Raw genomic sequence first — 24970 nt, 5'->3', positions numbered from 1 at the left:
CCCGGCCCCACCGGTGGTGCTCAGTCGTCGTCGCGCCGCGCGTGGCCCTTCTTCTTGCCCTTGCCATGGCCATGACGGTGGTCGTCGTCATCCCAGTCGTCGTCATCGTCCCGGTCATCGCGCCGGGCCTTCACCTTCTCGTCCACCCTGAGCAGGTTGCGGGAGAAGGCGTCGTACTCCAGATGCAGGTGGCCTCGCGCACCGGGAGCGGCGGCGAAGAACTTCACCTTCCAGATGTCGTTGCCCGTCCGGTGCGCCTCCTTGAGGCGGCAGTCATAGCGGCGCGAGCGACACTCACCGAAGCCCCGGTCCACCGCCTCATTGTAGGCCATGGACGACGGACGCGAGGGCGGAGGAGGCCGCGGGAGCGAGGGGCGGTTCGGCGGGCGCGCATGGAGGTGACAGCCCGACGCGAGCAGCAACCCACCAATAAGCAGCACGATTCTCATGCCGTCATGACGCATCAACCGCACGGAGCTTCAAAGCCACGCGGGGTGTGAGTTGACGACTGGAAAACTACAGTCCATCGGGAGACGCGAAGGCCACGAAGAGTTCGCCGGTGAGATACGCGCGCGCACCCTTCGTCGCGGGCCGGAGGAAGTCATTCACCACGGGGCCACCCTGCGCGAGCTGATGCTTCTCCGGGTGTGACAGGTTCATCCGACTGCGGGCCACACCCTTGTTGCCTCGGTGGATGAAGGTGACGGTGCCGTCGTCTGCCACACCCTCCACCACGCCGACATGGGTCATCCCGTCATTGCGACGGCCGTCGCGGTTGCGGTCATACGTCTCGCGGAAGAACACGAGGTCTCCGGGACGCGGCGCGCGGTGATGCAGCCGCTTGCCATCCGTGGCGCGACGGAAGATGGCGGACACGGCATTCTCTCCCGCGAGGAAGCCATGCGCGACCAGGTCGATGCCGGCGGAGAGATAGGCCAGGCGCACGAAGCCAGAGCAGTCGTTCGGCATGCCCCGGCTGACCTTCGCGAGGTTGCGCTCACCGACGAGTTGCATGGAGCGAGACACGATGAGCCGCGCCAGTTGCATCGGCGTACGGTACGCATCCCAGAAGCCCTCCATGTCGGTGGCGGGGCGCACGACGAGGGCGACGGCCTCCAGCGCGGCCGCGATGACCCCCGTCACCAGGGGGCGCTCCTTCTCCTCGAGGACGACAGTGGCCACGACTCGCGGCGCCACCTCGGTGTGCGGCACGCCCTCGGCCGCTCCCGGCGTGGCCGACTCACCGCTCTTCACCGTCGTGGGCGCCTGAGCGGAAACCTGGGCCACGGACCCACCCGGTGTCACGGCCCCCACACCCTCGGCGGCGGGTGCCGTCACGACCTGCTCGGAGGGTGCCACCGCCGCGTGTGACGGGACCTCCAGGGCGGTCCCCTCTTCGCGCGACTGCACGGTGGCACAGCCGATGAGAGCGCACAGCGGAACGGTGGCGAGCAGGCGAAGACGGGACAACCGAAGGACCTTCCGAAAGTTGGCGCCGCATTCAATCCCACGTTTTTGGGGGTGCCGCCAAGAACTCGAAGTGTCAGCCCTCCCAGGTGGACAGCAGTGCGCGAACCCGTGCGTACCTCTGGAGGAGTGCGGCACGGTGGGCGCTGAGCATCACCATGGAGCCGATGACGAAGAGGCCCAGGAGGAACAGCGATGCGGCGGCGACGCGGTGGTCCCTCATGCCGAAGCGCACGAGGTTCGCCGCGATGCACGTCACCAGGAACGCGGTGCCCAGGTACACGTAGGAGCGGATGCGCAGGGCGATGCCGAAGCCCACGCCCACCACGCAGAGGAACACGCACAGGAGCATCGCGCTGCCGTCGCTGAACATCAGCGGCTTCCACGCTCCCGCCACGTAGATGACGGTGACGGCCAGCGCGCGCAGCCGCGCGTAGGTGTCCTCGTCGATGGCGCCTCGGAACACGCGCAGCAACGCGAGCAGCGAGAGCCCCGCGGGGATGACGTAGAACTGCGGCTCGCCCTGGCCGGTGCCCTGCCACACGAGGTAGAGCGCCACGTTGAAGGCCACCACCGACGCGAGCGAGGCGACCCCTCGACGCGTCGGATGCGACGCCAGCGCGGCGAAGTGCGCGGCGTGTCCCACGAGCAGGGCCGCCACCTGGAGCGGCTCGCCCCAGGGCGCTGACAACAACCCCGCCAGCGGGAAGAGGTATGCGCCCCACAGCGCGGGCCTGCGGAAGACGGCCAGACTGGAGCCCTCGCGCTGCACGAAGAAGTAGAGGCCCGTGAAGAGGGCGCCCCCGACGAGGGCCGCGAGGCTGTCCCCGGTGCTCGGGCTCGTCCCCATGCCCAGCAGGCGCACGGACAGGTAGCCCAGCGCGAGCACGGCCTGGGCGAGGAACGCCGCCGGCTCGTCCTTCTCCACGGCGGCGTGGCGCACGAGCGCGACGAACAGCACCGCCAGCGCGATGCAGGCCACCAGTGCTTCGCGCAAGGCATCTCCCGTCGCGCCCAGGAACGACAACCCGAGGAGGACCTCGGTGAGCGCGACGACGGTGAAGCCCAGGCCCACGCCCCGCCGGAGCTTCGCGCCCGCCAGGAACAGCGCCAACGTGGCGAGCACGGCGCTGGCCGCGCCGAAGTGCGGGAGGATGAACTCCGAGCCCCGCCCGGACGAGTACACCGCGCCCAGGTGCATCAGCGCGCCGTGCGCCGCCGCGAGTGAGGCCAGCCAGCCGACCACCTCGCGCTCGCGCCGACGCCACACCACCGTCCACGCGGAGGCCAGACCGAAGAGGAAGCACAGCGGCGTCGCCAGGTGCTCCAGGTCTCTCAGCGAGGCCAGCGACAGCAGGGCCAGCACCCAGCCGCCGTGGTGCAGGGCCGCGCCCACGCGCACCCCGCGCGAGTCGAGCACCATGCCCCCTACGCACAGCACCAGGCCCGCGCCACTGATGACGGCGGGGAGCCACAACACCGGCACCGCGGCGACCAGCGAGGCCGCGAGCAGCACGGTGGCCACGTTCGCCATCCACCGCTCACGAGCGACCATCAGCACCAGGGACGTGAGGACCGCGCCCGCCGCCACGTGCGACGCCAGCGCTCCCGGCCCCGCATCCGCCAGTCGTCCCAGGAGCAGCAGCGCGAGCGCTCCGGCGCTCCCCACCCATAGCGGCTCGCTCCAGGTGCCTTCCAGACCGGGAGTCAGCTTCAACGCCACCGCGCTGAGCGCGCGTTGCATCGCTCCGGACTGGCAGAGGGCGGACAACAGGCCCGCGCCCAGCGCCACCGCGATGACGGCGAGCCCCGTCTCCGGCCTCCACTCCAGGAAGTCATACGCCTCGGTCCGTCCCGCCGTCGCCAGCGCGAGCACCCAGACGGCGGGCACCAGCAGCCACCGGCGCGACAGCAGGAACGCGGACGCCGTCACCACGGCCGCGAGCCCCGCCAGTCGCGGCGGCGACGGGTCATCCAGCACCGGCAGCACCGCGATGGCCAGCGCGGTGATGACGGAGGCCCGACGCAGGTAGACATCCGGTGGGCTCCGGAAGAAGGCCCAGACAGCGGAGGGCGCATGGTGCTCAGTCAGGGCCAGTGCGAGCAGCATGCTGGTGACGACAGGCCTCGCCTCCGGAATGACGAGCAGCAGGAGCGAAGCGCCGCACACCCGCATGAACGGACGCGGCCCGGGCATCAACGCCAGCGACGCCGTGAGGAAGTACACGGGCGTTGGCCCCATCCAGGGCGCCATCATCACCATCGGGGTGAGGCAGGCGAGGGCCAACTGCATCCACAGGGACAGCGCGTCGCGCTCCTTCTCCTCGTTCGAGCGGAGCAGCAGGGAGCTGAACGCGGGCACATGCGCGACGGCCCGTGCCACGGCGAGTGACACCAGCGGCAGCGCATACGCCCAGGTGGGCGGAGTGCCGCCCATCGCCAGGAAGCCGACGAAGGCATACGGCACCGCGAGGCTGGCGAAGACGGGCTGCCGGGTGGCGCGCGTCCACAGCAGCGGAAGCAGCATCGCGCCAGAGACCATCCACGCGGGATGCGCATCGTCCCAGCGCACCACCACGATGGCCAGCACCAGGGCCGATGCCAGGGTGGCCACCCACGCGAATCGCTTTCCTCCCGCGCCGACGGCCAACACCGCCGGGATTTCCTCCGCCACGGCCAGGAGCCCCAGCACGGCGGACAACCCCAGCAGCACCACGGGGCCTTCCGAGTACAGGCCCATCGTCGCATACAGCGCCGCCACCGCGACGCTGAGCCCGGCCGGCATCGCCCGCGCGGTGAGCAGGGCCACGAAGGCCGCGCCGAGCAGGAACATGCCGCCCTGTGAGCTTCTCGCTTCCACCACGGCGACCAGCGGGAAGACCCACGCCACCAGTCCGGCGACCGTGGTGCTCGCGCCGCGCCCCCATCGCGCCGCGCAGAGCGAGGCACCCAGACCCCAGAGGAGGAACAACCCCAGGGACATCCCCGGCGTCATCATTCCATTCCAGGGCGCATAGAAGTTCGAGATGTCGGGCAGCAGCGCGAAGGCGGCGATGAACACCGCCAGCGGCCGGCTGAGGGGGAACGTGCGCGACACCACGGCGATGGCCGCCGCGGCCAGGAGCACCACCAGCCCCAGTCCGCTCACCTGGCCGACGGCACCCGCCACGAAACCGAACAGCGCGTAGAAGACGGCGACCCCGCCCAGCAGACGCAGCAGCCGTCCTCGCTCGGCCAGCACCGCCAGAGCCAGCGCGACGAAGACCAGCGAGAACGCCATCGCGGTGGACGAGACCTGGATGGCGAACTTCGGCACGAGGGCCGCCGCCAGGAGGGCGGCATAGGCCATGGCGTACTCACTCCGGAGCGCCCACGCGACGACGAGCGTGCTCACCGCGCACAGCACCGCGCCCGTCATGGCCACGAAGCCGAAGTTGCTGCCGAGGCCCATGAAGAGGCCCGCGGTGGCGATGAGCCCCGCGATGGGCGCCAGCAACGAGCGCGTCCGCGCGGTGCACACCGTGCAGACCCCCGCGAGCGCGAGCGACAGCAGCCCGGACACGACGGCAGCGGCCGGAACCGAGAGCACGTCGGCGGCCAGCACCGGCACCAACAGCGACAGCAGCGCGCCCACGACGGTCAGGTAGAAGCGCTCCACCAGCAGACCCGTGACCAGGCACAGGAGGGACAGCCCGAGCACGCTCCAGAATCCCGGGCGCGTGTCGGGCCCCGCCAGGCCGTAGACGGTGAAGACGACGCTGGCCACGGCGGTGGAGCGGAAGAGCACCTCCGCGAAGGCGATGTCCCGCGCATTGCCCGTGCGCTCACCGCGCCACAGGCGCGACACCGCGAGCACGACGCCGGCGAGGATGAACGGCATCGCCGTCAGGGCGCCGTACTGCAAGGGCAGCTTGCCCGCGTCGGGGTAGCCGAGCGCGGCCTTGAGCGCGGCGATCAGGCGCTTCACGGGGCCAGGGATGAGCTGCCCGCTGGTGGCATAGGCGAAGTAGGACGCCGCATAGGCGGGGTACACCCACGGCAGGCGACCGATGGCGCCGCGAGCCAGGGACACCAGGGTCCACGTGGTGACGGCGGCGGTGACGAACAAGGTCGGCGGCGGCGCGCCGATGGCGGCCACCAGACACATCACCTGGAGCGAGGCCACGCCCAGGGCGAGCGGATCCGCCGCGCGCTCGGCAGGCAGCGAGCGGAAGCGCTGCATGGCGGCGAGGAGGAACGCGAGGAAGGGCGCATAGACGCGCACGTCCGGCGGCGTTCCGGCATCGACGAGCGCCACGTGGAGGCGGACGGCGTAGACGAGGAGCAGGTAGAGGGGCGCGCCCAGGGCGAAGGTGAGCTCGGCGCCTTCGCGCGGTCTGGCCACGGGTCGCGCGGACAGCAGGAAGAAGAGGACGCACGGGAGGATGTTCAGCCACAGCGCGGTGCCGCCGAGCTTCGCGGCCAGCGGCGCCAGTCCCATCATCAGCGTGCTCGCGACGAGGGCCACCTGGACGAAGGGACGCGAAGGCGCATCGAACGCATCCGCCGGTTTGCGCACGAGGAAGGCCGCGCCCACGGCCCAGCCGAGCAGCAGCGGGATGAGCATCACCGTGTTGACGCCCCCGAGCAGCAGCGCGTCTCCGAACTCCATGGGCCCCAGCGCGATGCCGGCGATCGGCGCGGACGCGGAGCCGATGATTCCGAGGATGCGCCCCGGGTTGCGCAGCGCCTCGCGACGGGCGAGGTACGCGCCCCAGACGGAGAAGCCAGCGGAGTAGCCCACGGTCATGCCGAAGACGGTGAGCGAGCGGGTGACGGAGGACATTCCGGCCCAGCTCTCGAAGACGAAGTAGAGGGTGCCCGAGAGGATGAGGAAGGCACCGACGAACCACATGATGCTCTCGTAGAGGAACGGCCTCCACACGCGATTCCACGTGGAGGTTTCCTCGACGAGTCGCGCCGTCGCATTCCGGGGCGGAGGCGCCTCGAACGAAGGCTGTGAGGGGTTCTCGGGCAGAGGGAGCTCTTCCGCCCCAGGCTCTCGCTGCGTCGGAGGTTTCACCCGATTCGGAGCACCGGGACGGGCCTGCTGCGCGGCCGAAGCCTGGTTGCGAGGCGCCGACGTCGCATCACCTCGCGAGGCACGAGCCGCCTCCACGGAAGCAGCCAGCAACCGCGCCGCTTCCTCACCCGAAACCACCGAGGCTCCCGAGGCCGCACGCGCGGCACTCGCGGCGGCGGCAGCCTCTCGCGCCGCGGCGTCCCTCGAAACCACCGAAGGAAGTCGAGCCGCGTCCCGCGGAGAGGCGACAGAGGACTCCACGGCATCCGAAGTCGCGCGGGGCGTCGCATCCGCACGCGCCAGTTCCTCATCCGAGAGCGCCGAGGCCGCGAGGTGCAACCCATCCACCTGAGCCACGGCCTCGTCCGAGGCCGCCTGGCGCATCGCACTCGCCTGCGCCACATCCGAAGCCGCGAGCCCTGTCACACCTGACTGCACCACATCCGCATCCGAGTGGCGCACCACGCCGGGCCGTGCCGCGTCATCACCCGATGCAGCGAAGCCTGTCGCACCCGCCTGCACCACATCCGCATCCGTGTGGCGCATCACGCCCGGCCGTGCCGCGTCGTCACCCGATGCAGCGAAGCCCGTCGCACCTGAGTGCAGCGCGTCCGCATCCGTGTGGCGCACCACGCCCGCCCGCACCGCGTCGACACCCGATGCAGCGAAGCCTGTCGCACCTGAGTGCGGAACATCCGCATCCGTGTGGCGCATCACGCCTGCTTGCACCGCGTCGTCACCCGAAGCCGCAAGGCCCTTCACACCTGCATGCGCCACGCCCCCGTCCGTGTGGCGCACCACGCCCGCCCGCACCGCGTCCTCGTCCGAAGTCGAGAAGCCCTTCACACCCGCATGCGCCACGTCCGCATCCGTGTGGCGCATCACCCCTGCGTGCGCCGCGTCATCACCCGAAGCCGCCGAGCCCGTCACGCCCGCCCGCACCGCGTCCTCGCCCGAAGCCGCGTGGAGCATCGCGCTTGCCCGCGCAGCAGCCTCGCCCGTGCCCGCCACCACGACCGTCCGCGCCTCGCCAGCATCCGCGACGCCCTCCACCCGAGCGGCACGCTGCCCGGTCCCCGCGAGAGGAGCGGGCGACTCAGCGAGCACGGATAGGAGGATTCGAGACTGCCGCTCGTAGCGTTCGGAGAGGAAGCGCCGGACGTTGGAGGGAACCTCGGAGGAATCCCAGCGAGTCAGCTCGGACAGGAGGAAGTGGACGTGAGCAAGCTCCGCTTCCAGCTCGGAACGGGGGCGCGAGGTCATCGCCGTACCGCACAAGGCGCACTGGCTGAATTGACCCAGGCGCTCCTGTCGGCAGTCAGGGCAGTACATGGGGTTCCCCCTCTACAACGGACATGCCACCCAGAATGCCTGGGTTCTCCCAGGGGAGGAAACCGGGGCCCCACTTCAGGGTGCGCCGGCTGTGTGCCACCTGTGCAGCCGGGTGCACAACAGGTGCGTGCACCCCGACGCACCCGTCAGCCCCCTGGGTCTCTCTGGCCCTCGGTCCGCATCCATGAAACCGTGTGCCCCGCATGAGTACTGACGAACTGCGACTGCGCCCCATTCAGCCCCAGGACGACAAGCACATCGCCTCCATCATCCGCGCGGTGATGCCGGAGTTCGGCGCGGATGGCCCCGGCTTCGCGCTGCATGACGCGGAGGTCGACACCATGTCCGCCGCCTACGCGCACCCCCGCCACGCCTACTTCGTGGTGGAGCGAGCGGGCCGCATCCTGGGAGGAGGTGGCATCGCACCACTGGAAGGCGGCGACCCCAGCGTGTGCGAGCTGCGCAAGATGTACTTCCTGCCTGAGGCCCGGGGCTTGGGAGTGGGCGAGCGCATGGTGCGCCGCTGCCTCGACTTCGCGCGCGAGGCGTTCTTCCACCGCTGCTACCTGGAGACCCTCGCCTCGATGACCCAGGCCCAGAAGCTCTACCGGCGCCTGGGCTTCACTCCGCTGTGCGCGCCCCTGGGAAGAACCGGGCACTTCGGCTGCGACCACTGGTACGCGCTGGACCTGACGAAGCCGCCCGGCTGACGCGCTCCCCTGCCCTGCCACCGGGCAGGAGGCACCCGCGGACCCGTTCCCGTGAAGGTCCTCATCTTCCCTCGAAACCCAGGGAGGAGAGGGATGGCGACGACACCCCGGAATCGCCGCGCGACAAGCCGTCAGGCCCCGTCCCGGACCAGCACGCGAACCGTGCGAGCACGTCCGGACAACACAGGCGTGGTCACCGAACCCGAGCCGCGCGCCGACAAAGTTCCCTTCGACATCGACGACGTGCTGGCGCGAGTGCGCGAAGCGGTGAGCGACTTCGCGGACGCGGCGATGTTCGCGCTCGCGGCACGAGGCCACGACAGCCTCTTCGAGCAGCTCGTCGCCTGCATCCTCTCCATCCGCACCCTCGATGAAGTGAGCCTGCCCGCCGCGCTCGCATTGCTCCAGCGCGCCTCCACCCCCGAAGCGCTCGCGAGCATGCGCCCCGACGACCTCGACGCCCTCATCCGCCCCGTCACCTTCCACGACGCCAAGGCGCACCAACTCCACGCCATCGCCGTGCGCACCCGGAACGAGTTCGGCGGAAAGCTGCCCTGTGACGCCCAGGTGCTCCAGTCCTTCAAGGGCGTGGGGCCCAAGTGCGCGCATCTGGCGCTCGGCATCGCCTGCGGCCACGAGGCCATCAGCGTGGACATCCACATGCACCGCGTGACGAACCGCTGGGGCTACGTGAAGGCCGGCTCACCCGAGGCGACGATGGCGGCCCTGGAGACGCATCTCCCGCGCAGGTACTGGGTGGAGCTCAATCGCCTGCTGGTGCCCTTCGGCAAGCACGTGTGCACCGGCTCGCGGCCCCGGTGCTCCACCTGTCCGGTGCTCGCGTCCTGTCGTCAGGTCGGCGTGACGAACCCGCGCTGACCGTCAGCGGTCATGGCCCACGAGCTGCGTGGCCCTGCGAGCCAACCGTCGCCACGGGTTGGTGCGGCCCCCGTTCTCCAGCGAGATTTCCTTGGAGACACGCAGGTCCTTCGCCCAGCAGCGCTCCATCTTGCGCACGAACTCCGCGTCGTTGATGACGAGCGAGCCCTCACCCAATTTGTTGAGCGACAGCGAGTCCATGTTGGTGGAGCCCACCACGGCGAGCCAGTCATCCACGAGCATCGTCTTCGCGTGCATCATCGACGGCTGGTACTCGTAGATGCGCGCGCCCGCGTCCAGCAGTCGCTCGTACGTGGAGCGCTGCGAGGCGCGGATGACCTTCACGTCATGGATGGGCCCGGGACCCAGGATGCGAAGCTCCACGCCCTGCCGGCACTTCTCCTCCAACTGCTCCAGAATCTCGTTGGGTGGAGAGAAGTACGCGTTGGCGATCCACAGGCGCTCACGCGCGGCGGCGATGACCATGCGCACCATGCGCTCCGCATCCGTGATGCCCAGCTTGCCCGAGCTCTCCACGAAGCACGCCTCGGAGTCACCCACCAGCGCGGGCTCCGGGAAGGTGCTCGGAGGCAGCAGTCCGCCGCCCGACTCCTGCCAGTAACGCGAGAAGGAGAGCTGCATCTCGCGCGCGGCGGGGCCCTCGACACGGACGCTCGTGTCTCGCCACTCCTCGGGCGACTGACCGTTGCCCTCCCAGACCTTCCAGAAGCCGAAACCACCCGTGTACGCGATGCGTCCGTCGATGATGACCAGCTTCTGGTGCGTGCGCCCCAACAGGCGCCCCATCACCTTGCCCGCGAGCAGCCGGTAGTAGTGAACCTCCACCCCGGCCTCGCAGAGCACCTTCTCCACCTTCTGGTCGAAGTCCTTGTCGCCGCTGAGTTCCTCGCTGCCCACCGGATCCACCACCACGCGGCACGCGACACCCGCGCCGGAGCGCTCCACCAGCGCCTCGATGATGCGGTCCGACACGTCACACGGCCGCCAGATGTAGACGAGGATGTGGACACTCTCCCGCGCCGCGTGAATGTCCTCCAGCATCCGGTCGAACACCGCGCCGTTGTCGAGCAGCTCCAGCCGGTGCCCCGGCATCAACGCGGCGCCGGTGGACTGGTACAGGGAGAACGAGAACCCCTGGGGCCCGGGGGGCAGCACGAAGGGGCCATGCATCTCGTGCCTGCCGCGCTCCCTGGCGCCGTCAAAGCCGTGGGCGCCCGGCTGGGGCAGAATCTCCGTCTCCGTGAGGTCCTGGGGCTCGTCCATGACGTGGCAAGCTAGGGACACTCTCCGGCCCCGGCATGCAGGGCCCGCCCGCCTGCCCGACAGCCGAGTGCTCTCTCCCATTGCCGCCCGGCGCCATGCTGTCCACACTGCGCCCGTTCCCTCGCCTGCTGGAGTGTCGACTTATGGTGGAAGAGATTCGTCCAACCGCGAAGGAGCTGCTGTCGCTGCCGCGCCTCGCGCCGCTGGTGCCCATGCTGTACGTGGCCTGGACGGACGGAGAGCTGACACCCGCGGAGATACGGATGCTCGGCAACGCGGCCCGCGCCCAGCCCTGGCTGGACCTGCGCTCCACCTCCGTGCTCGCGCGCTGGTTGGACCCGCTGCTGCCGCCCACCTCCAACGAGCTGGCGCTGGTGCGCGAGCACATCCGCGCCGCCGCCACGCGACTGGCCCTCAGTCCCCAGGACAGCCTCGCGGAGCTGGGCGCGAAGCTGGCCGAGCTGGTCTCCGGCACGAAGGAGCTGCCCCCGTCCGTCCCCGAACTGGTGCGCGCGCTGGCCTCCGTGGAGGCGGTGCTGGGGGTCTCCAGCCGGGACGCCGTTCGCGCCCTCGTCCCCTCCGCCGCGCACGAGCCACGCCGCGTCGGCCCCACGGAGCCCACGTCCTTCGCCCCGGAGGCGCTGCGCGCGGTGCTGGACCGCAAGTACCCGGAGGTCCGCTCGAAGGTGCGCACGTGGCTGGAAGACCCGGCCTTCCGCCAGCAGCCCACGCAAGACACGGCGAAGCAGCGCGAGCAGGTCTTCGACTGGCTCAAGCAACTGGCGGACGAGGGCCTGGGCCGCATCGCCTTCCCGGAAGGTGACGAGGCGGGCGCGGACCTGGGCGCCTTCATCGCCGCGTTCGAGACGCTGGCGTTCTTCGACATGAGCCTCGTGGTGAAGGCGGGTGTCCACTTCGGCCTGTTCGGCGCGAGCATCCTCTTCCTCGGCACGGAGCGGCACCACCGCGAGTACCTGCCAAAGGTCGCCACGCTGGAGTTGCCCGGATGCTTCGCCATGAGCGAGCTGGGGCACGGCTCCAACGTGCGCGACGTGGAGACGGTGGCGCGCTACGACGCGGAGGCCGGAAACTTCCTTGTCCACACGCCGTCGGACTCCGCGCGCAAGGAGTGGATTGGCAACGCCGCGGTCCACGGCCGCATCGCCACGGTGTTCGCGCAGCTGGAGGTGGGCGGCAAGGGCCTGGGCGTGCACGCCCTCCTGGTGCCCCTGCGCGATGAGCGCGGCAGGCTGCTGCCCGGAGTGCGCATCGAGGACTGTGGCCGGAAGATGGGGCTCAACGGCGTGGACAACGGCCGCATCTGGTTCGACCACGTGCGGGTGCCTCGGGAGAACCTGCTGGACCGTTTCGGACAGGTGAGCGCCGACGGCGAGTACACCAGCTCCATCTCCAGCGACGGACGTCGCTTCTTCACCATGCTGGGCACGCTCGTCGCGGGGCGGGTGAGCGTGGCGTGCGCGTCGCTGAGCGGGGCCAAGAGCGGGCTGACCATCGCCGTTCGCTACGCGGACTTGCGCCGGCAGTTCGGTCCTCCGGGCGCAACGGAAGTCCGGCTGCTCGACCACCAGACGCACCAGCTGCGCCTGCTGAGGCCGCTGGCGAAGACGTACGCGCTCGACTTCGCGCTGGAGTACCTGGTGGAGCGCTACGTGAAGCGCACCGAGGAGGACTCCATGGAGGTGGAGGCCCTGGCGGCGGGTCTCAAGGCGTATGCCTCGTGGAACGTGACGGCGGTGCTCCAGGAGGCGCGCGAGGCGTGCGGAGGCCAGGGTTATCTGGAGGCCAACCGGCTGCCGGGGCTGAAGGCCGACACGGACATCTTCACGACGTTCGAGGGCGACAACACGGTGCTGATGCAGCTGGTCGCCAAGAGCCTGCTGACGGACTACCGGCAGCGCTTCGAGGATGACCGCGTCTTCGCGGTGCTCAAGCTCATCGCCGACAGGGCGACGTCGGTGGCGGACCGAAACCCCATCGCGACGCGGCGCACCGGCAGCGAGCACCTGCGCGACGGCGACTTCCAGCTCCGGCTCTTGCGCTACCGCGAGGAGGACCTGCTGGCCTCGGTGGCGAAGCGGCTGCGCAAGCGGATGTCCGCGGGCGTGGAGGCGTTCAGCGCCTTCAACCAGGTGCAGGCGCACCTGGTCGCGCTGGCGCACGCGCACATCGAGCGGGTGGTGCTGGAGCAGTTCCTCCACGGCGTGGCGACGGTGAAGGACGAGGGGCTCAAGGTCGTCCTGGGACGGCTGTGCGACCTCTATGGCCTGTCGTGCCTGGAGTCGTCGAGCGGCTGGTTCCAGGAGAACGGGCTCATGGAGGGCAACAAGGCCCTGGCCATCCGCAAGGAGGTCGTGAAGCTCTGCACGGAGCTGCGTCCGGACGCGGTGGCGCTGGTGGATGCCTTCGGCATTCCAGACAGCTGCCTCGCCTCGCCCATCGGCCTGGGGCACCTGTCGCCCTGACGTGCGGTGAACACTCGGGGACCTCGGGGGGCTGACGGCCTGGGCGGCGCTGCGCAGCTTCCCAGGCCATGAAAAGCCCCGCGACGACGATGTGGCTCTGCGTGCTCGGAATGCTGTCCGCGTGTGCGTCCGTGTCTCCGGTGGAGCGCGCCGCCGCGCTGGAGGAGCAGAACCGCCAGCAGGCGCGACTGCTCACCGAGGAGCTCTACAACCTGCGCAAGCTGGACCGCGTCGCGGAGCTGTTCTCCGAGGACTACGTGGACCACTCCACGGGAGCGCCCACGGACGTGGTGGGTCCGGCCGCCGTGCGCCAGCAGGCCGAGGCAACGTTCCAGGCCTTCCCGGACCTGCGCTTCGACGTCCTCCACGTGGTGGCGGACGGAGACATGGTGCTGGTGCACTGGAAGGCCGAGGGCACGGACGTGAAGCACCCGGACGACACGGGCAAGCCCCGTCCCCTCGCGCTGAACGGCCACTCGCTCTACCGGATGCGCGACGGCAAGGTGGTGGAGTCCTGGGACATCTCCGACCGCCTCGCCCCGCTCCTGCAACGCGGCTACAAAATCGTTCCGCCCCAGCAGTGACGCGGAATCACTGCAGGACGGCGGGCGCCTGGAAGACCTCGCCGTCGCGGCCCTCCACGCGCAGGCTGGCGCCGTCGGCGGGGCTCACCTTCAGCTCCACGCGAGGCTGACCCCGGCGGTCCACCAGCATCAGCCCCGGCGAGCCGTGCTCATCCGCGCCCAGAATCGCGCGAGGCCGCCCGTCCGCGTCCGCCAGCTCCAGCCGCGAGGAGCCGTCCACCTGGAGCCCCACCGCGAACAGGTCCACGCCACCGGGCTTGGACAGCGTCAGGCGCGGCGCTTCATCCGAGTACACGGTGAGTTCGGCCAGGGACTCGCCGCCGGCCGTGGAGAAGCGCAGCCGGGGCGAGCCATCCACCGCCACGCCCAGCAAGGCGCGCGGACGTCCCGCGCCGTCATGGAGCACCAGCCCCGCGGCACCCGAGTCATCCAGCCCCAGCGAGGCCCGGCGCTGGCCCTGGGCATCGTTGAGCACCAGGCGCGAGGCCACCAGCTCTCCCCCCAGCGTCGGCGCGGGCTTCAACGCCGCGGTGCCCAGCCCCACTCCCGCCAGCGCGAGCGCCGAGAAGGTGAGTCCCTGCAACCGCCGACAGCGGCGCTCCAGTCGCTCCAGCCGCGCATCCACCGAGTCCATGTCGAGCCTCTTTCTGACCGGACCCTGCACGCCCGGAGTCGGGCAGGTTAGCGGAAGAAGGACGAGCGCGCGCCCCACACCCAGAGACAAGGACAATCATCCACCCACCGAGCCCAGGACAGCCGTTGCCCGGGCCCGAAGGGAAGCCACGTCAGATGTCGACGTCGCTCGAGTCGGCGGTGTTGTAGTCCCGCACGTCGCGCCGGATGGAACGACCGCGGCCGAAGAGGAAGCCCAGCTTGAACTGGACGAAGCCTCCCTCGAAGCCCGCGCCCAGCTCCGAACTGGAATCCGTGGTGTTGAACTCACCGACGATGGGGACGGAGATGCCCACCTCGGGCATCAGGCGGAAACCCTCGGTGACGCGCAGCGCGTAGCCCACCGAGGCACCCACGCTCAGCAGATTCACCGCCGCGTTTTCGGTGGAGCTGCCCGCGGCGATTCGCGTCGCGGACACGCGAGGCCCCAGCACCAGCTCCGAGCCGCCCGCCGTCTTGAAGCCCACCAGCAAGGGCACCGCCAGGTTGACGTAGCTGCCCACGGCGGCGTCATCGTTTCCCACGAAGACACCCATCACCGAGGGCGCCAGGGAGATTGCCAGGTTCGGGTCATCGGGGGTGGTGAGCAGGAACTTCGACTGGAGTTCGGCCAGCGACGAGCCGAAGCGCACGCCCAGGTCCAAGCGCTCCGTCACGCCGAAGCGCGCCGCGAGGTCGATGTGTGGATAGTAGACGCCAGCCGCCCCGCTCTCACCAATGACGGCGGCGCCCCCGACGCCTGGCTCGATGGCGAACTGGAACTTGCCCGCGCCCAGCGTGTCGGCTGTCTGGACATGACTCACCGAAACACAGCCGGTCCCCCCCAAGCCCCCGCACAGCGCGGCGACGACCACGGCACGACGCATCATCTGGATCCGCCCCACGTCCAAACGCCCCCTCATTGGAACGTTGCGAGGGCACCAGACGTTGAGGGGTTCTGAACATTCACCGGGAATATCCAGACACCTTTTTGCCAGAACCTGTCGCCCCCGGGGCTGACAGCGGGGTGTCGGCAACGCGAGAATGAGGCGATGAGACAGCTCGACCAGGAGCGGTTGCTGGGAGCCTACCGGGCGACGCGGTATGTCATTCGCCCCCATGGTTCCACGGAAGGCGTGGAGCAGGTGCTGCGAGTTGGAAGGCTGCACCCCGCCCTCGACGCCGCCCTGGCGGCACGGGGGCATCGGGAGTGGGCCTTCCTGACGGCCTGGAATCCGGGTTCGCGCCCTCGGGGCAAGGACGAGAACCAGCGCGCGCAGGAGCGGCTGACCTCCCAGCTCATCGCGGGCGGCTGGGTGGTGGCGCCCGCCATCGGTGAGGCGGAGGACGGGAGCTGGTCCGAGCAGAGCCTCTTCGTGCCGGGCCTGCCCCGCGCGGAGGCGGAGCGCTTCGGCCGCGCCCACGGACAGGTCGCCGTCCTCGTGGGCCGCACCGGGGGGCCCGCGGAGTTGCTGCTGTGCGGCGGCGAGGCGCCGCCACCCGCTCCTTGAAGCAGGGCGATGAGTCGCAACCCCGTGTCGAGACGAAGTCGAGGCGCGAGCTTCACCGTGCCGCCATGAAGGGCGCGCCATCCTCCACGAACCTGAGTAGGCTCCCCCTCCCCGTTCGTTGGAGTTCCGTCGATGCCTCAAGCCACACCGCGCTCGTCACTTCCGGGAGCGCGCCCCAGCGTCTTCCTGCTCGCCGGAGCGTTTGTCACCGGCATGTTCCTCTTCGCCCATGGCGGCTGCGGAGGTGACGAGTGCCAGGACGCCGCCGACTGCCGTGAAGACAACGGCACACCGGCCGAGGGAAAGGAGTGGGTCTGCGACGACAAGCGCTGCGAGCAGCACCCCGTCCTGCAGCCGCCTCCGGACGCGGGGACACCCGACGCGGGGACACCCGACTCGGGGACACCCGACGCGGGGGCGCCCGACGCGGGGAGACCCGACGCGGGGACTCCCGACTCGGGTCCCACCACGGTGAGCGTGCAGGTGCTCGCGTTCAATGACTTCCACGGGCAGCTCGAGGAGCCCGCGAGCCAGATTCTGGCGGGCGTGGCCCCCGACGGTGGGCCGGTGCGGGTGAACGCGGGCGGCGTGACGTACTTCGCCCGGCACATCGCGGCCCTGCGGGCCACCAATCCGAACACGGTGGTGGTGGCGGCGGGAGACCTCATCGGCGCCTCGCCGCTGGTGTCGGCGCTCTTCCACGACGAGCCCACCATCGAGGCGATGAACCTGATTGGTCTTGACCTGGTCGCGGTGGGCAACCACGAGTTCGACGAGGGCAGCACGGAGCTGTTGCGCATGCAGTCGGGCGGCTGCCACCCGGTGGATGGCTGCCTGGACGGGGATGGCTTCCCGGGCGCGAAGTTCAAGTACCTGGCGGCCAACGTGGCCACGGGCGTGGACCGCACGCTGTTCCCCCGCTACGACGTGCGCGAGTTCGAGGGCGTGAAGGTGGCCTTCATCGGCATGACGTTGGAGAACACGCCGGAAGCCGTCATACCCACGGGCGTGGCGGGGCTCACCTTCAAGGACGAAGTGCAGACGGTGAACGCGCTGGTGCCGGAGCTGCGGCAGCAGGGCATCGAAGCCATCATCGTGGTGGTGCACCAGGGCGGCAATCCGGCCCCGGGCTCGCTGGTGAACGAATGCAAGGGCGCGGGTGCGGACGGCCTCATCTCAGGTGCCATCGTGGGCATCGCCAAGGGCCTCAACGACGCGGTGGATGTCATCGTCAGCGGCCACACGCATCAGGCCTACAACTGCATCATCGATGGCAAGGTCGTCACGAGCGCCTCGTCGATGGGGCGGCTCGTCACGGACATCGACCTGACGTTGAGCAAGGCGACGGGCGACGTCGTGGGGGCGCGAGCGAACAACGTCATCGTCACTCGCGACGTGCAGGAGGTCGGCGCGGTGAAGGAGCTGGTGACGAAGTACCAGGGGCTCGTCGAGCAGCGGGCCAACCGGGTCATCGGCTGGGTGGCGCAGACGCTCAGGTCACAGACGGACTCCGCGGGCCAGTCCACCCTGGGCTTCGTCGTCGCGGACTCTCAGTTGGAGGCGACGAAGCCCGCGAACCTGGGTGGGGCGCAGGTGGCCTTCATGAACTCGGGCGGCCTGCGCGCGGACATCGGCCAGGGAGAGGTCACCTACGGCGAGGCCTTCACCACGCAGCCGTTCGGCAACAGCCTGGTCACCCTGACGCTGACGGGCGCGCAAATCGAGCAACTGCTGGAGGGGCAGTGGCAGCCGTCGGGAGCCACCATCATGCTGCTTCCGTCGGCGGGCTTCACCTATGCGTTCAGCGCGTCGGCGCCCATCGGAAACCGCGTCGACCCGGCGTCCATCCGGATCAACGGCGTGCCAGTGAGCCTGACGGCGGAGTACCGCGTCACCGCGAACAACTACCTCGCGAGTGGGGGTGATGGCGTCGAGGTGCTCCCCGAGGGGACGAACCGGCTGGGTGGCGCCGTGGACAGCGACGCGATGGAGGCCTACCTGAAGGCGCACAGCAGCGCGGCGAGCCCCTTGCCCGCCCCGGCGTTGAATCGCATCACCGCGCTGCCGTAGCGGCCGGCTCCGGCCGCGTCAGGGGACGGGTCCTCGCCCCTGACCGCCGGAGGGCACGTCCTCTCCCCGTCCGGGGACGTTGTCGGGGGTGGTGGTGGAACCCGGGAGGATTTCAATCTCCTGGGCGCGCGTCACCCGGCGGGCAATCTCGTCGAACTCCAGCTCCACGCCCCGGCCGGGCTTGTCCTTCAAGCCGAAGCGGATGCGCCAGAGGTTGGGGCGGATCTCCACGGCCTCGCCGGCCTGGGCCAGGACGAAGCTGTTGTTGCGGGCGTATTCCTCACCGGCCTGGATGACGTCGCGCTCGCCCAGCTCCGCCTGCACGGAGGCCGAGGAGGGGGGAACGGGCGGGCGACCGGTGGGCCCCACGCAGCCCACTCCAAGCAGGATGGCGGCGGGCAGCAGGAGTCGACGGAGGGTGCGCGAGCGGGGCCAGGACATGTGTCCAAGTTTGGGCATCGGCCAGGACACTCGCAGCCAAGGGAGCGGGCACGGCGGCGTGCGGGTTTCGCGCCTGCTCGGTGCACCAGCGGAGGACCTGCGCGCGGCGGGGGGCGGAATCAACGGGCGGGCTCGAAGCACCCACCCGGCCCCCGCTCCGCCACGAGAGCGGGGGCGGTGCGACGACGCGCCGTTACTTCGCGGACGGGGACGGAGAGATGATGCGCTGCTTCTCCACGACTTCGTCGATGAGGCCGTACTGGCGGGCATCCTCGGCGCTCATGAAGTAGTCGCGCTCGGTGTCCTTCTCGATGCGCTCGACGGTGTGGCCCGTGTGCTTGACGATGAGGCCGTTGATGTAGCTGCGCAGGCGGAGGATTTCCTTGGCCTGGATGTCGATGTCCGTGGCCTGGCCCTGAGCGCCGCCGAGCGGCTGGTGAATCATGATGCGGCTGTTGGGCAGGGCGTAGCGCTTGCCCTTGGCACCGGCCAGCAGCAGGAGGGCGCCCATGGAGGCGGCCTGTCCCACGCAGATGGTGGACACCGGACACTTCACGTACTGCATGGTGTCATAGATGGCGAGGCCGGCCGTGACGGAGCCACCGGGCGAGTTGATGTAGAGGTTGATGCCCTTGTCGGGGTCCTCGGACTCGAGGAAGAGCAGCTGGGCGACGATGATGTTGGCCACGTCGTCGTTGACGGGCGTGCCCAGCATGATGATGCGGTCCTTGAGGAGCCGGCTGTACAGGTCATACGCCCGCTCGCCGCGGTGCGTGGTCTCAATGACGAAAGGGACGTTCATGGCTTTCCTACCCTAATCGTCCTGTCGCCCTCGCGCCCGCTCGTTCTTCCCGCAGCGTGAGCTGGCCCACGGTTGGGACGGGGATGGCCCCCCGGATGCCCCTCGGTGGGGCGTCCAGGCGGGGTGTAGGACACGGGCGGCCTACAGGCCGGTCATCTTCTCCGGGCGGACCCATTGGTCGAACTGCTCGGAGGTGAGCAGGCCCAGCGCCACGGCGACCTCCTTGAGCGTCTTGCCTTCCTTGTGGGCCTGCTTGGCGATTTTCGCGGCGTTGTCGTAGCCGATGTGCGGGTTGAGGGCGGTGACGAGCATGAGGCTGCGCTCCAGGTTCTCCTGGATGCGGGCGCGGTTGGGTTCGATGCCGACGGCGCAGTTGAGCCGGAAGCTGCGCATGCCGTCCGCGAGCAGCCGGCAGCTCTGCAGGACGTTGTGGATGATGAGGGGCTTGAAGACGTTGAGCTCGAAGTTGCCGGAGGCGCCGCCGATGGAGACGGCGACGTCGTTGCCCATGACCTGGGCGCAGAGCATGGTGAGGGCTTCGCTCTGGGTGGGGTTCACCTTGCCCGGCATGATGGAGCTGCCCGGCTCGTTCTCCGGGATGGTGATTTCGCCCAGGCCGGAGCGGGGGCCCGAGGACAGCCAGCGGATGTCGTTGGCGATTTTGAAGAGGACGGCGGCCAGGCCCTTGAGGGCGCCGTGGGCCTGGACGAGCGCGTCGTTGGCGGCCAGCGCCTCGAACTTGTTGGGGGCGGTGACGAAGCCGAGGCCGGTGAGGCGGGCAATCTCCTTCGCGACGCGCTCGGCATAACCCTTGGGGGCGTTGAGGCCCGTGCCGACGGCGGTGCCACCCAGCGCGAGTTCATGCAGGTGCGGCAGCGTCCGCTCCAGGTGGGAGCGCGCGAGGTCCAACTGGGCGACGTAGCCGCTCAGCTCCTGGCCCAGGGTGAGGGGCGTGGCGTCCTGGAGGTGGGTGCGGCCAATCTTCACGACATCCATGAAGGCGCGGGACTTGTCGGCGAGGACATCGCGCAGGGCCTTCAGTTCGGGGAGGACGTGCTCGACGAGGGAGGTGGCGGCGGCCACGCTCATGGCGGTGGGGAAGACGTCGTTGGAGCTCTGGCCCTTGTTGACGTCGTCGTTGGCGTGGACCTTGCGGCCCTCGCCGCGCTCTCCGCCGAGCAGCTCCGAGGCGCGGTTGGCGAGCACCTCGTTGGTGTTCATGTTCGTCTGGGTGCCGCTGCCGGTCTGCCAGACGGACAGGGGGAACTCGGCGTCGTGTTTGCCGCCGAGGACTTCATCGGCGGCGCGGACGATGGCATCGCCCTTCTCGCGAGCCAGGCCGCCGTTCTCCACGTTGACGAGGGCCGCGGCCTTCTTGACGAGGACGAGCGCGCGGATGAGGCCGGGGGGCATGCGCTCGGTGGAGATGGCGAAGTTCTGGAGGCTGCGCTGGGTCTGCGCGCCCCAGAGGCGGTCGGCGGGGACTTCGATGGGGCCGAAGGTGTCCTTCTCGATGCGAACGTTCTGGGTGCTCACGCGCGGGGCTCCTGGCGAAAAGTGTCCGTGAGCCCACGAATAACAGGCTGGAGCCGTTGGCACCCGGAAGGTGTGTGGACCGTCGCTCCGTGAGCAATCCGGGTGTCAGCCGTGAGCCCGGCGGCTGTCGTCGGGGGCCTGCTCGCGCGCGTGGGGTCCGTAGTCGCGAAGGACCGTGGCGACGCGCAGGCGGTAGTCGGCGAAGACGGACTCCCGGCCCCGGGCCTGGGCGGCGCGGTGGGCCTCGAGCTGTCGCCACTGCTGGACGGCGGCCTCGTCCCGCCAGAACGAGAGGGAGAGCAGCCGGTCTGGCGAGGACAGACTCTGGAAGCGCTCGATGGAGATGAAGCCGTCGATGCGAGCCAAGAGCGGCCGGAGCTGGTCGGCCAGGTCCAGGTACTCACGCTGTCCATCGGCAGTGAGCCGGGCCTCGAAGATGACGGCAATCATGGTTGAGCCTCCGGGAGTGCAGCAGCAGCGAACACGGGGATGCGAGAGTTGAGCGAGGGCATCCACGCAGCCCCGAGGACGGCCGCCCGAAGCGAGCGAAGGTCCGAGGAGAGCAGCGCCAAAAGGGAGCCATGAGCCACGGACTTCGCGAGCCCATCACCAGGGCAGGCATGAGCGCCCGCGCCGAAAGCAAGCGCCCGGGGATGCGCCCGGTGGAGGTCGAACCGCTGCGGTTCCGGATGAAGGGCGGGGTCACGGTTGGCGGCGGCGAGGACGACGAGCACGGCATCCCCGGAGGCCATGGCCTGTCCGTCGACAACGGCGTCATCGGCCAGGAACCGGCGGGTGTTCTGGACGGGGGACTCGAACCGGAGCACCTCGTCGAGAAACGAAGGAAGCAGCGACACGTCGTCCCGCACCTCCATGAGCAGCGAGGAGTCCGTGAGCAGGGCGCGAAGGGCCTGCCCCAGCAACCCCGCCGTGGCGTCATGCGTCTGCAAGAGCAGACCGATGGCATTGGCGACCACCACCTCCGAGGAGTCCTGGGGCCCCAGCGAGGCCGTCTCGTGGGCCAGCACAGCCAGGGGGCCGCCGGACGAGCCCGGTGCGAGCTGGGTCTCCAGCGCGGAGCGAAACACCGAGCGCAGAGACCGCGCGGCCACGGTCGCGGGCCCCAGGGTGTCCGGGTGGGCACCGGGAACGATGCAGCGAACAAAATCCCGCGTCCAGGAGGCGACCTGGGGAAGCGACTCGGAGGAAAGCCCCAGCAGCTCACCGAGCACGTACACCGGGAGCAGAAAGGTCAGCGTGTGACTCGGAGCCGAAAGCGAAAGCTGTCGGGTCCAGCGCCCGGAGACCTCGATGACGTGAGGCGGCGCCCACGTGCGCAGCAGCGCGACGAGGGCGCGCCGTGCGAAGGCGTGAGAGGAGCCGTCGTTCATGCGAGCAAGGCGTCGGAACACCTCGCCGGGAGCCGACCCGAGCAGGGCGCGAGGAACCGGTTCGGAAACAGGACGGACGCGACAGGAGGGGTGGGTGAGCACCGCCTGAACGGCCTCCGAGCTGGAGGCGACCCACAGGCGAAGGGAGTCATCCCAGTACAGGGGTCGTCGGGAGACGAGGTCCGCGTAGAAGGGGTACGGGTCCGGGTGGGTCGCGGCGGCGATGGGGTCCAGAGGGGGTGACATCCGGAGTCCTCGAACCGCCGTGCACGCCGGGATGGAGTGCGAAGCGGTGAGGAGCTTCTACGGGTCCCCGAGGACGAACGTTTCGGTGCGGACCGAAATGAGCCGAAGGATGTGTACGAGAGCCGTGTGCCGCAAGGGAGCGGGACGGCCGGCGTGGGGGGCCCCGTCCGCTGACGGGGGGACCCGCGCCGAGCCGAGGGGCCCGCGAGCCGTGTCTACCGTGGCCGCGGGCCCGTGAATCCTCGCACTCAGACGCGGCGCTCGACGCGAGAAGGCGCCGACTGCCCGAGTCCCGACAGCCACTCCATCGTGCGCTGCAGCGGGGCCTGTCCCACCGGAGACGAAGGAGTGAAGCCCCAGAGGAGCAGATAGACGAGGGGCACTGTGCCGCCGGAGAACAGGGTGGCGATGACGAGCGCCACGCGGACCAGCGCCACGTCGATGCCCAGCTCGCGAGCCAGCATCGCGCACACGCCCGTCAGCGCCCGTCCTTCAACACCCCGGTGAAGCCGCTCCCCTCGCGTCCCGCAGCGAGGGCACTTCGCCGCTTCCGCCCTCATCTCCTCCGCGCATCCCGAGCACCGCTTCATCGCGTCCATGACCTGTCTCCCCAGAGGGGCAACCCCCTTGGCGTCAAGCACCCTCATCCCTACCTACGCACCCTGGCGTCGCTGATTGCATCCCTTCCGCCCGCCGCCCCCTCCCCGCCAAACCCGCGCCAAGTCTGTTGATTTACAGATTTAATCCGGCGGGTGTTGACAGCATTACAGCCAAGCAGGCACAAATTGACCGACACTTCCTTTCCTCCCTCGGAAGATCCATTTTCCGACCCGTCGAAGCTGATTTACAACGCAGCAAGCCAAGGAGTCGAGATGACCGCGGATGCCCCCTCCTCGAAGACCCCGGCCTTCAGCGCTGGCGTGGCCGTCAAGGGGCCGTGGCACCCCGATTACGCCGAGGTCCTCACCCCGGCCGCCCTCGATTTCGTCGCCCGCCTCGCCCGCGCCTTCGGCGAACGCCGTGAAGCCCTCCTGGAGCGCCGCAAGACGGTCCAGGCGTCCTGGCGCAAGGGCGAGCGTCCCCACTTCCTGCCGGAAACGAAGGCCATCCGGGACAGCCACTGGACGGTGGCTCCCCTGCCTCCGGACCTCCAGGACCGCCGCGTCGAAATCACCGGCCCCGTGGACCGGAAGATGATCATCAACGCGCTCAACTCCGGCGCGAACGTCTTCATGGCGGACTTCGAGGACGCCAACAGCCCCACCTGGGACAACGTCGTCCGCGGCCAGCTCAACCTCCGCGACGCCGTCCGCCGCCGCATCTCCTTCACCGCCGACGGCGGCAAGCACTACGCCCTCAACGAGAAGCCCGCCGTCCTCTTCGTGCGTCCTCGCGGCTGGCACCTGCCCGAGCGCCACGTCGAAATCGACGGCAAGCCCATCTCCGGCTCCCTCTTCGACTTCGGCCTCTTCTTCTTCCACAACGTCCGCGAGCAGCTCACGCGGAACACCGGCCCCTACTTCTACCTGCCGAAGATGCAGAGCCACCTGGAGGCCCGCCTCTGGAACGACGTGTTCCTGCTCGCCCAGGACACCCTCGGAATCCCCCGCGGCACCATCAAGGCCACCGTCCTCATCGAAACGCTCCCCGCCGCCTTCGAGATGGACGAAATCCTCCACGAGCTGCGCGAGCACTCCGCCGGCCTCAACTGCGGCCGCTGGGACTACATCTTCAGCTTCATCAAGACGCTCCAGTCCGACACCAGCGTCGTCCTCCCGGACCGCGGCCAGGTCACCATGGACAAGGCGTTCCTCAACGCCTACTCCCAACTGCTCATCCAGACGTGCCACCGCCGCAACGTCCACGCCATGGGCGGCATGGCCGCGTTCATCCCCATCAAGGGTGACGCCGCCGCCAACGAGGCCGTCCTCGAGAAGGTCCGCGCCGACAAGCTGCGCGAGGTGAAGAACGGCCACGACGGGACGTGGGTCGCCCACCCCGGCCTCGTCGCCCTCGCTCGCGACATCTTCGACGCGAACATGAAGGGCGAAAACCAGCTCTCCAACAAGCGCGAGGACGTCCGCATCACCGAGGCCGACCTGCTCAAGGTCCCCTCCGGCACGCGCACCGAAGAGGGCCTGCGCCACAACCTCCGCGTCGGCATCCAATACACCGCCGCCTGGCTGGGCGGCCTGGGCTGCGTGCCCCTCTACAACCTGATGGAGGACGCGGCCACCGCCGAAATCTCCCGCGCCCAGGTCTGGCAGTGGATTCACCACGGCGCCCCGCTCGACGACGGCCGCAAGGTGACCACCGCGCTGTTCCAGGCGCTGCTCGCCGAGGAGATGGCCGAGCTGGAGCGCGAAGGCGTCCAGCAGCGCTACGGCGCCGACCACGTGACGCGCGCCCGCGAACTCTTCGAGCGCCTGTCCACCGCCTCCACCTTCGAGGACTTCCTCACCCTGCCCGCCTACGCGGCGCTGGATGCCACCCGCTGAAACCTTTCGTTCTTCTTCAACCC

The 24970-nt window shown here is 69.7% G+C and carries 19 protein-coding genes; 7 read left to right on the top strand and 12 right to left on the bottom strand.

The genetic code is table 11. The features are described from left to right. Positions 1-20 precede the first annotated feature (20 nt). The 3 genes from HUA76_RS13385 to HUA76_RS13375 all read right to left on the bottom strand — a co-directional run bounded on the left by HUA76_RS13385 (position 21) and on the right by HUA76_RS13375 (position 7861). Entirely contained in the window at positions 21-332 is a 312-nt protein-coding gene (locus HUA76_RS13385) for a hypothetical protein (protein WP_254614153.1), read from the bottom strand. Between the two features lie 184 nt (positions 333-516). Continuing rightward, positions 517-1470 carry a CHAP domain-containing protein gene (locus HUA76_RS13380; RefSeq protein WP_217439550.1) on the bottom strand — a complete coding sequence of 318 codons (954 nt, stop codon included), beginning with the start codon at positions 1468-1470 and terminating at the stop codon, positions 517-519. 73 nt (positions 1471-1543) lie between these two features. After that, the gene (locus HUA76_RS13375; protein WP_217439549.1) at positions 1544-7861 is read right to left on the bottom strand and encodes a hypothetical protein; all 6318 of its coding nucleotides are present in this window, start codon (positions 7859-7861) and stop codon (positions 1544-1546) included. Positions 7862-8064: 203 nt separating this feature from the next. Between HUA76_RS13375 and HUA76_RS13370 the strand changes: the two genes are divergently transcribed. Both HUA76_RS13370 and nth read left to right on the top strand, forming a co-directional pair. Then, positions 8065-8571: a GNAT family N-acetyltransferase gene (locus tag HUA76_RS13370; protein ID WP_141642960.1), complete on the top strand. Its 507-nt coding sequence runs from the start codon at positions 8065-8067 to the stop codon at positions 8569-8571. 189 nt (positions 8572-8760) lie between these two features. Next, on the top strand, positions 8761-9450 hold the full coding sequence (gene nth / locus HUA76_RS13365; RefSeq protein WP_371823470.1) for an endonuclease III: 690 nt from the start codon (positions 8761-8763) through the stop codon (positions 9448-9450). A 3-nt stretch (positions 9451-9453) separates the two neighbouring features. Here nth and HUA76_RS13360 read toward each other — a convergent pair whose 3' ends face one another. Then, a complete protein-coding gene (locus tag HUA76_RS13360; protein WP_174461040.1) occupies positions 9454-10734 on the bottom strand; it encodes a phosphatidylserine/phosphatidylglycerophosphate/cardiolipin synthase family protein in 1281 nt (426 codons plus the stop codon). Between the two features lie 143 nt (positions 10735-10877). Between HUA76_RS13360 and HUA76_RS13355 the strand changes: the two genes are divergently transcribed. Both HUA76_RS13355 and HUA76_RS13350 read left to right on the top strand, forming a co-directional pair. Next, positions 10878-13217 carry an acyl-CoA dehydrogenase gene (locus HUA76_RS13355; RefSeq protein WP_174461039.1) on the top strand — a complete coding sequence of 780 codons (2340 nt, stop codon included), beginning with the start codon at positions 10878-10880 and terminating at the stop codon, positions 13215-13217. 68 nt (positions 13218-13285) lie between these two features. Then, positions 13286-13801, top strand: a complete 516-nt coding sequence (locus tag HUA76_RS13350; protein WP_174461038.1) for an ester cyclase — start codon at positions 13286-13288, stop codon at positions 13799-13801. Between the two features lie 7 nt (positions 13802-13808). Here the strand turns inward: HUA76_RS13350 and HUA76_RS13345 are convergent, their stop codons facing one another. Together HUA76_RS13345 and HUA76_RS13340 are read right to left on the bottom strand one after the other, a co-directional pair. Beyond that, a complete protein-coding gene (locus HUA76_RS13345) occupies positions 13809-14435 on the bottom strand; it encodes a hypothetical protein (protein ID WP_174457890.1) in 627 nt (208 codons plus the stop codon). A gap of 151 nt (positions 14436-14586) precedes the next feature. Further along, positions 14587-15342 carry a hypothetical protein gene (locus tag HUA76_RS13340; RefSeq protein ID WP_174461037.1) on the bottom strand — a complete coding sequence of 252 codons (756 nt, stop codon included), beginning with the start codon at positions 15340-15342 and terminating at the stop codon, positions 14587-14589. A 162-nt stretch (positions 15343-15504) separates the two neighbouring features. On the opposite strand from HUA76_RS13340, the gene HUA76_RS13335 reads away from it, so the two are divergent. Further along, positions 15505-15963, top strand: a complete 459-nt coding sequence (locus tag HUA76_RS13335; protein ID WP_141642953.1) for a DUF3293 domain-containing protein — start codon at positions 15505-15507, stop codon at positions 15961-15963. 132 nt (positions 15964-16095) lie between these two features. Continuing rightward, complete coding sequence (locus HUA76_RS13330; protein ID WP_174461036.1) at positions 16096-18033, top strand: bifunctional UDP-sugar hydrolase/5'-nucleotidase; 1938 nt, start codon at positions 16096-16098, stop codon at positions 18031-18033. Positions 18034-18051: 18 nt separating this feature from the next. Here HUA76_RS13330 and HUA76_RS13325 read toward each other — a convergent pair whose 3' ends face one another. The 6 genes from HUA76_RS13325 to HUA76_RS13300 all read right to left on the bottom strand — a co-directional run bounded on the left by HUA76_RS13325 (position 18052) and on the right by HUA76_RS13300 (position 23048). After that, the gene (locus tag HUA76_RS13325) at positions 18052-18474 is read right to left on the bottom strand and encodes a hypothetical protein (RefSeq protein ID WP_174457887.1); all 423 of its coding nucleotides are present in this window, start codon (positions 18472-18474) and stop codon (positions 18052-18054) included. A gap of 193 nt (positions 18475-18667) precedes the next feature. Continuing rightward, positions 18668-19276 carry an ATP-dependent Clp endopeptidase proteolytic subunit ClpP gene (gene clpP / locus HUA76_RS13320; protein WP_141642951.1) on the bottom strand — a complete coding sequence of 203 codons (609 nt, stop codon included), beginning with the start codon at positions 19274-19276 and terminating at the stop codon, positions 18668-18670. Between the two features lie 141 nt (positions 19277-19417). Beyond that, a complete protein-coding gene (fumC, locus tag HUA76_RS13315) occupies positions 19418-20812 on the bottom strand; it encodes a class II fumarate hydratase (RefSeq protein ID WP_174461035.1) in 1395 nt (464 codons plus the stop codon). 105 nt (positions 20813-20917) lie between these two features. Continuing rightward, positions 20918-21262 (bottom strand): antibiotic biosynthesis monooxygenase, encoded by a 345-nt coding sequence (locus tag HUA76_RS46280; protein ID WP_174461034.1) that lies wholly within the window; start codon positions 21260-21262, stop codon positions 20918-20920. Beyond that, positions 21259-22449, bottom strand: coding sequence for a cytochrome P450 (locus HUA76_RS13305; protein WP_174461033.1), 1191 nt, complete (start codon positions 22447-22449; stop codon positions 21259-21261). The genes HUA76_RS46280 and HUA76_RS13305 overlap by 4 nt, the downstream gene beginning before the upstream one ends. A gap of 248 nt (positions 22450-22697) precedes the next feature. After that, complete coding sequence (locus tag HUA76_RS13300; protein WP_254614152.1) at positions 22698-23048, bottom strand: PspC domain-containing protein; 351 nt, start codon at positions 23046-23048, stop codon at positions 22698-22700. Positions 23049-23321: 273 nt separating this feature from the next. Here HUA76_RS13300 and aceB point away from each other — a divergent pair, with 273 nt between their 5' ends. Beyond that, positions 23322-24947: a malate synthase A gene (gene aceB / locus HUA76_RS13295; RefSeq protein WP_174461031.1), complete on the top strand. Its 1626-nt coding sequence runs from the start codon at positions 23322-23324 to the stop codon at positions 24945-24947. Positions 24948-24970: the final 23 nt, after the last annotated feature.

Source organism: Myxococcus sp. CA056, assembly GCF_013336715.1.
GTDB lineage: Bacteria > Myxococcota > Myxococcia > Myxococcales > Myxococcaceae > Myxococcus > Myxococcus llanfairpwllgwyngyllgogerychwyrndrobwllllantysiliogogogochensis.
The sequence above is the reverse complement of the archived record's forward strand: the minus strand, read 5'-3'. Positions and strand labels throughout refer to the sequence as shown.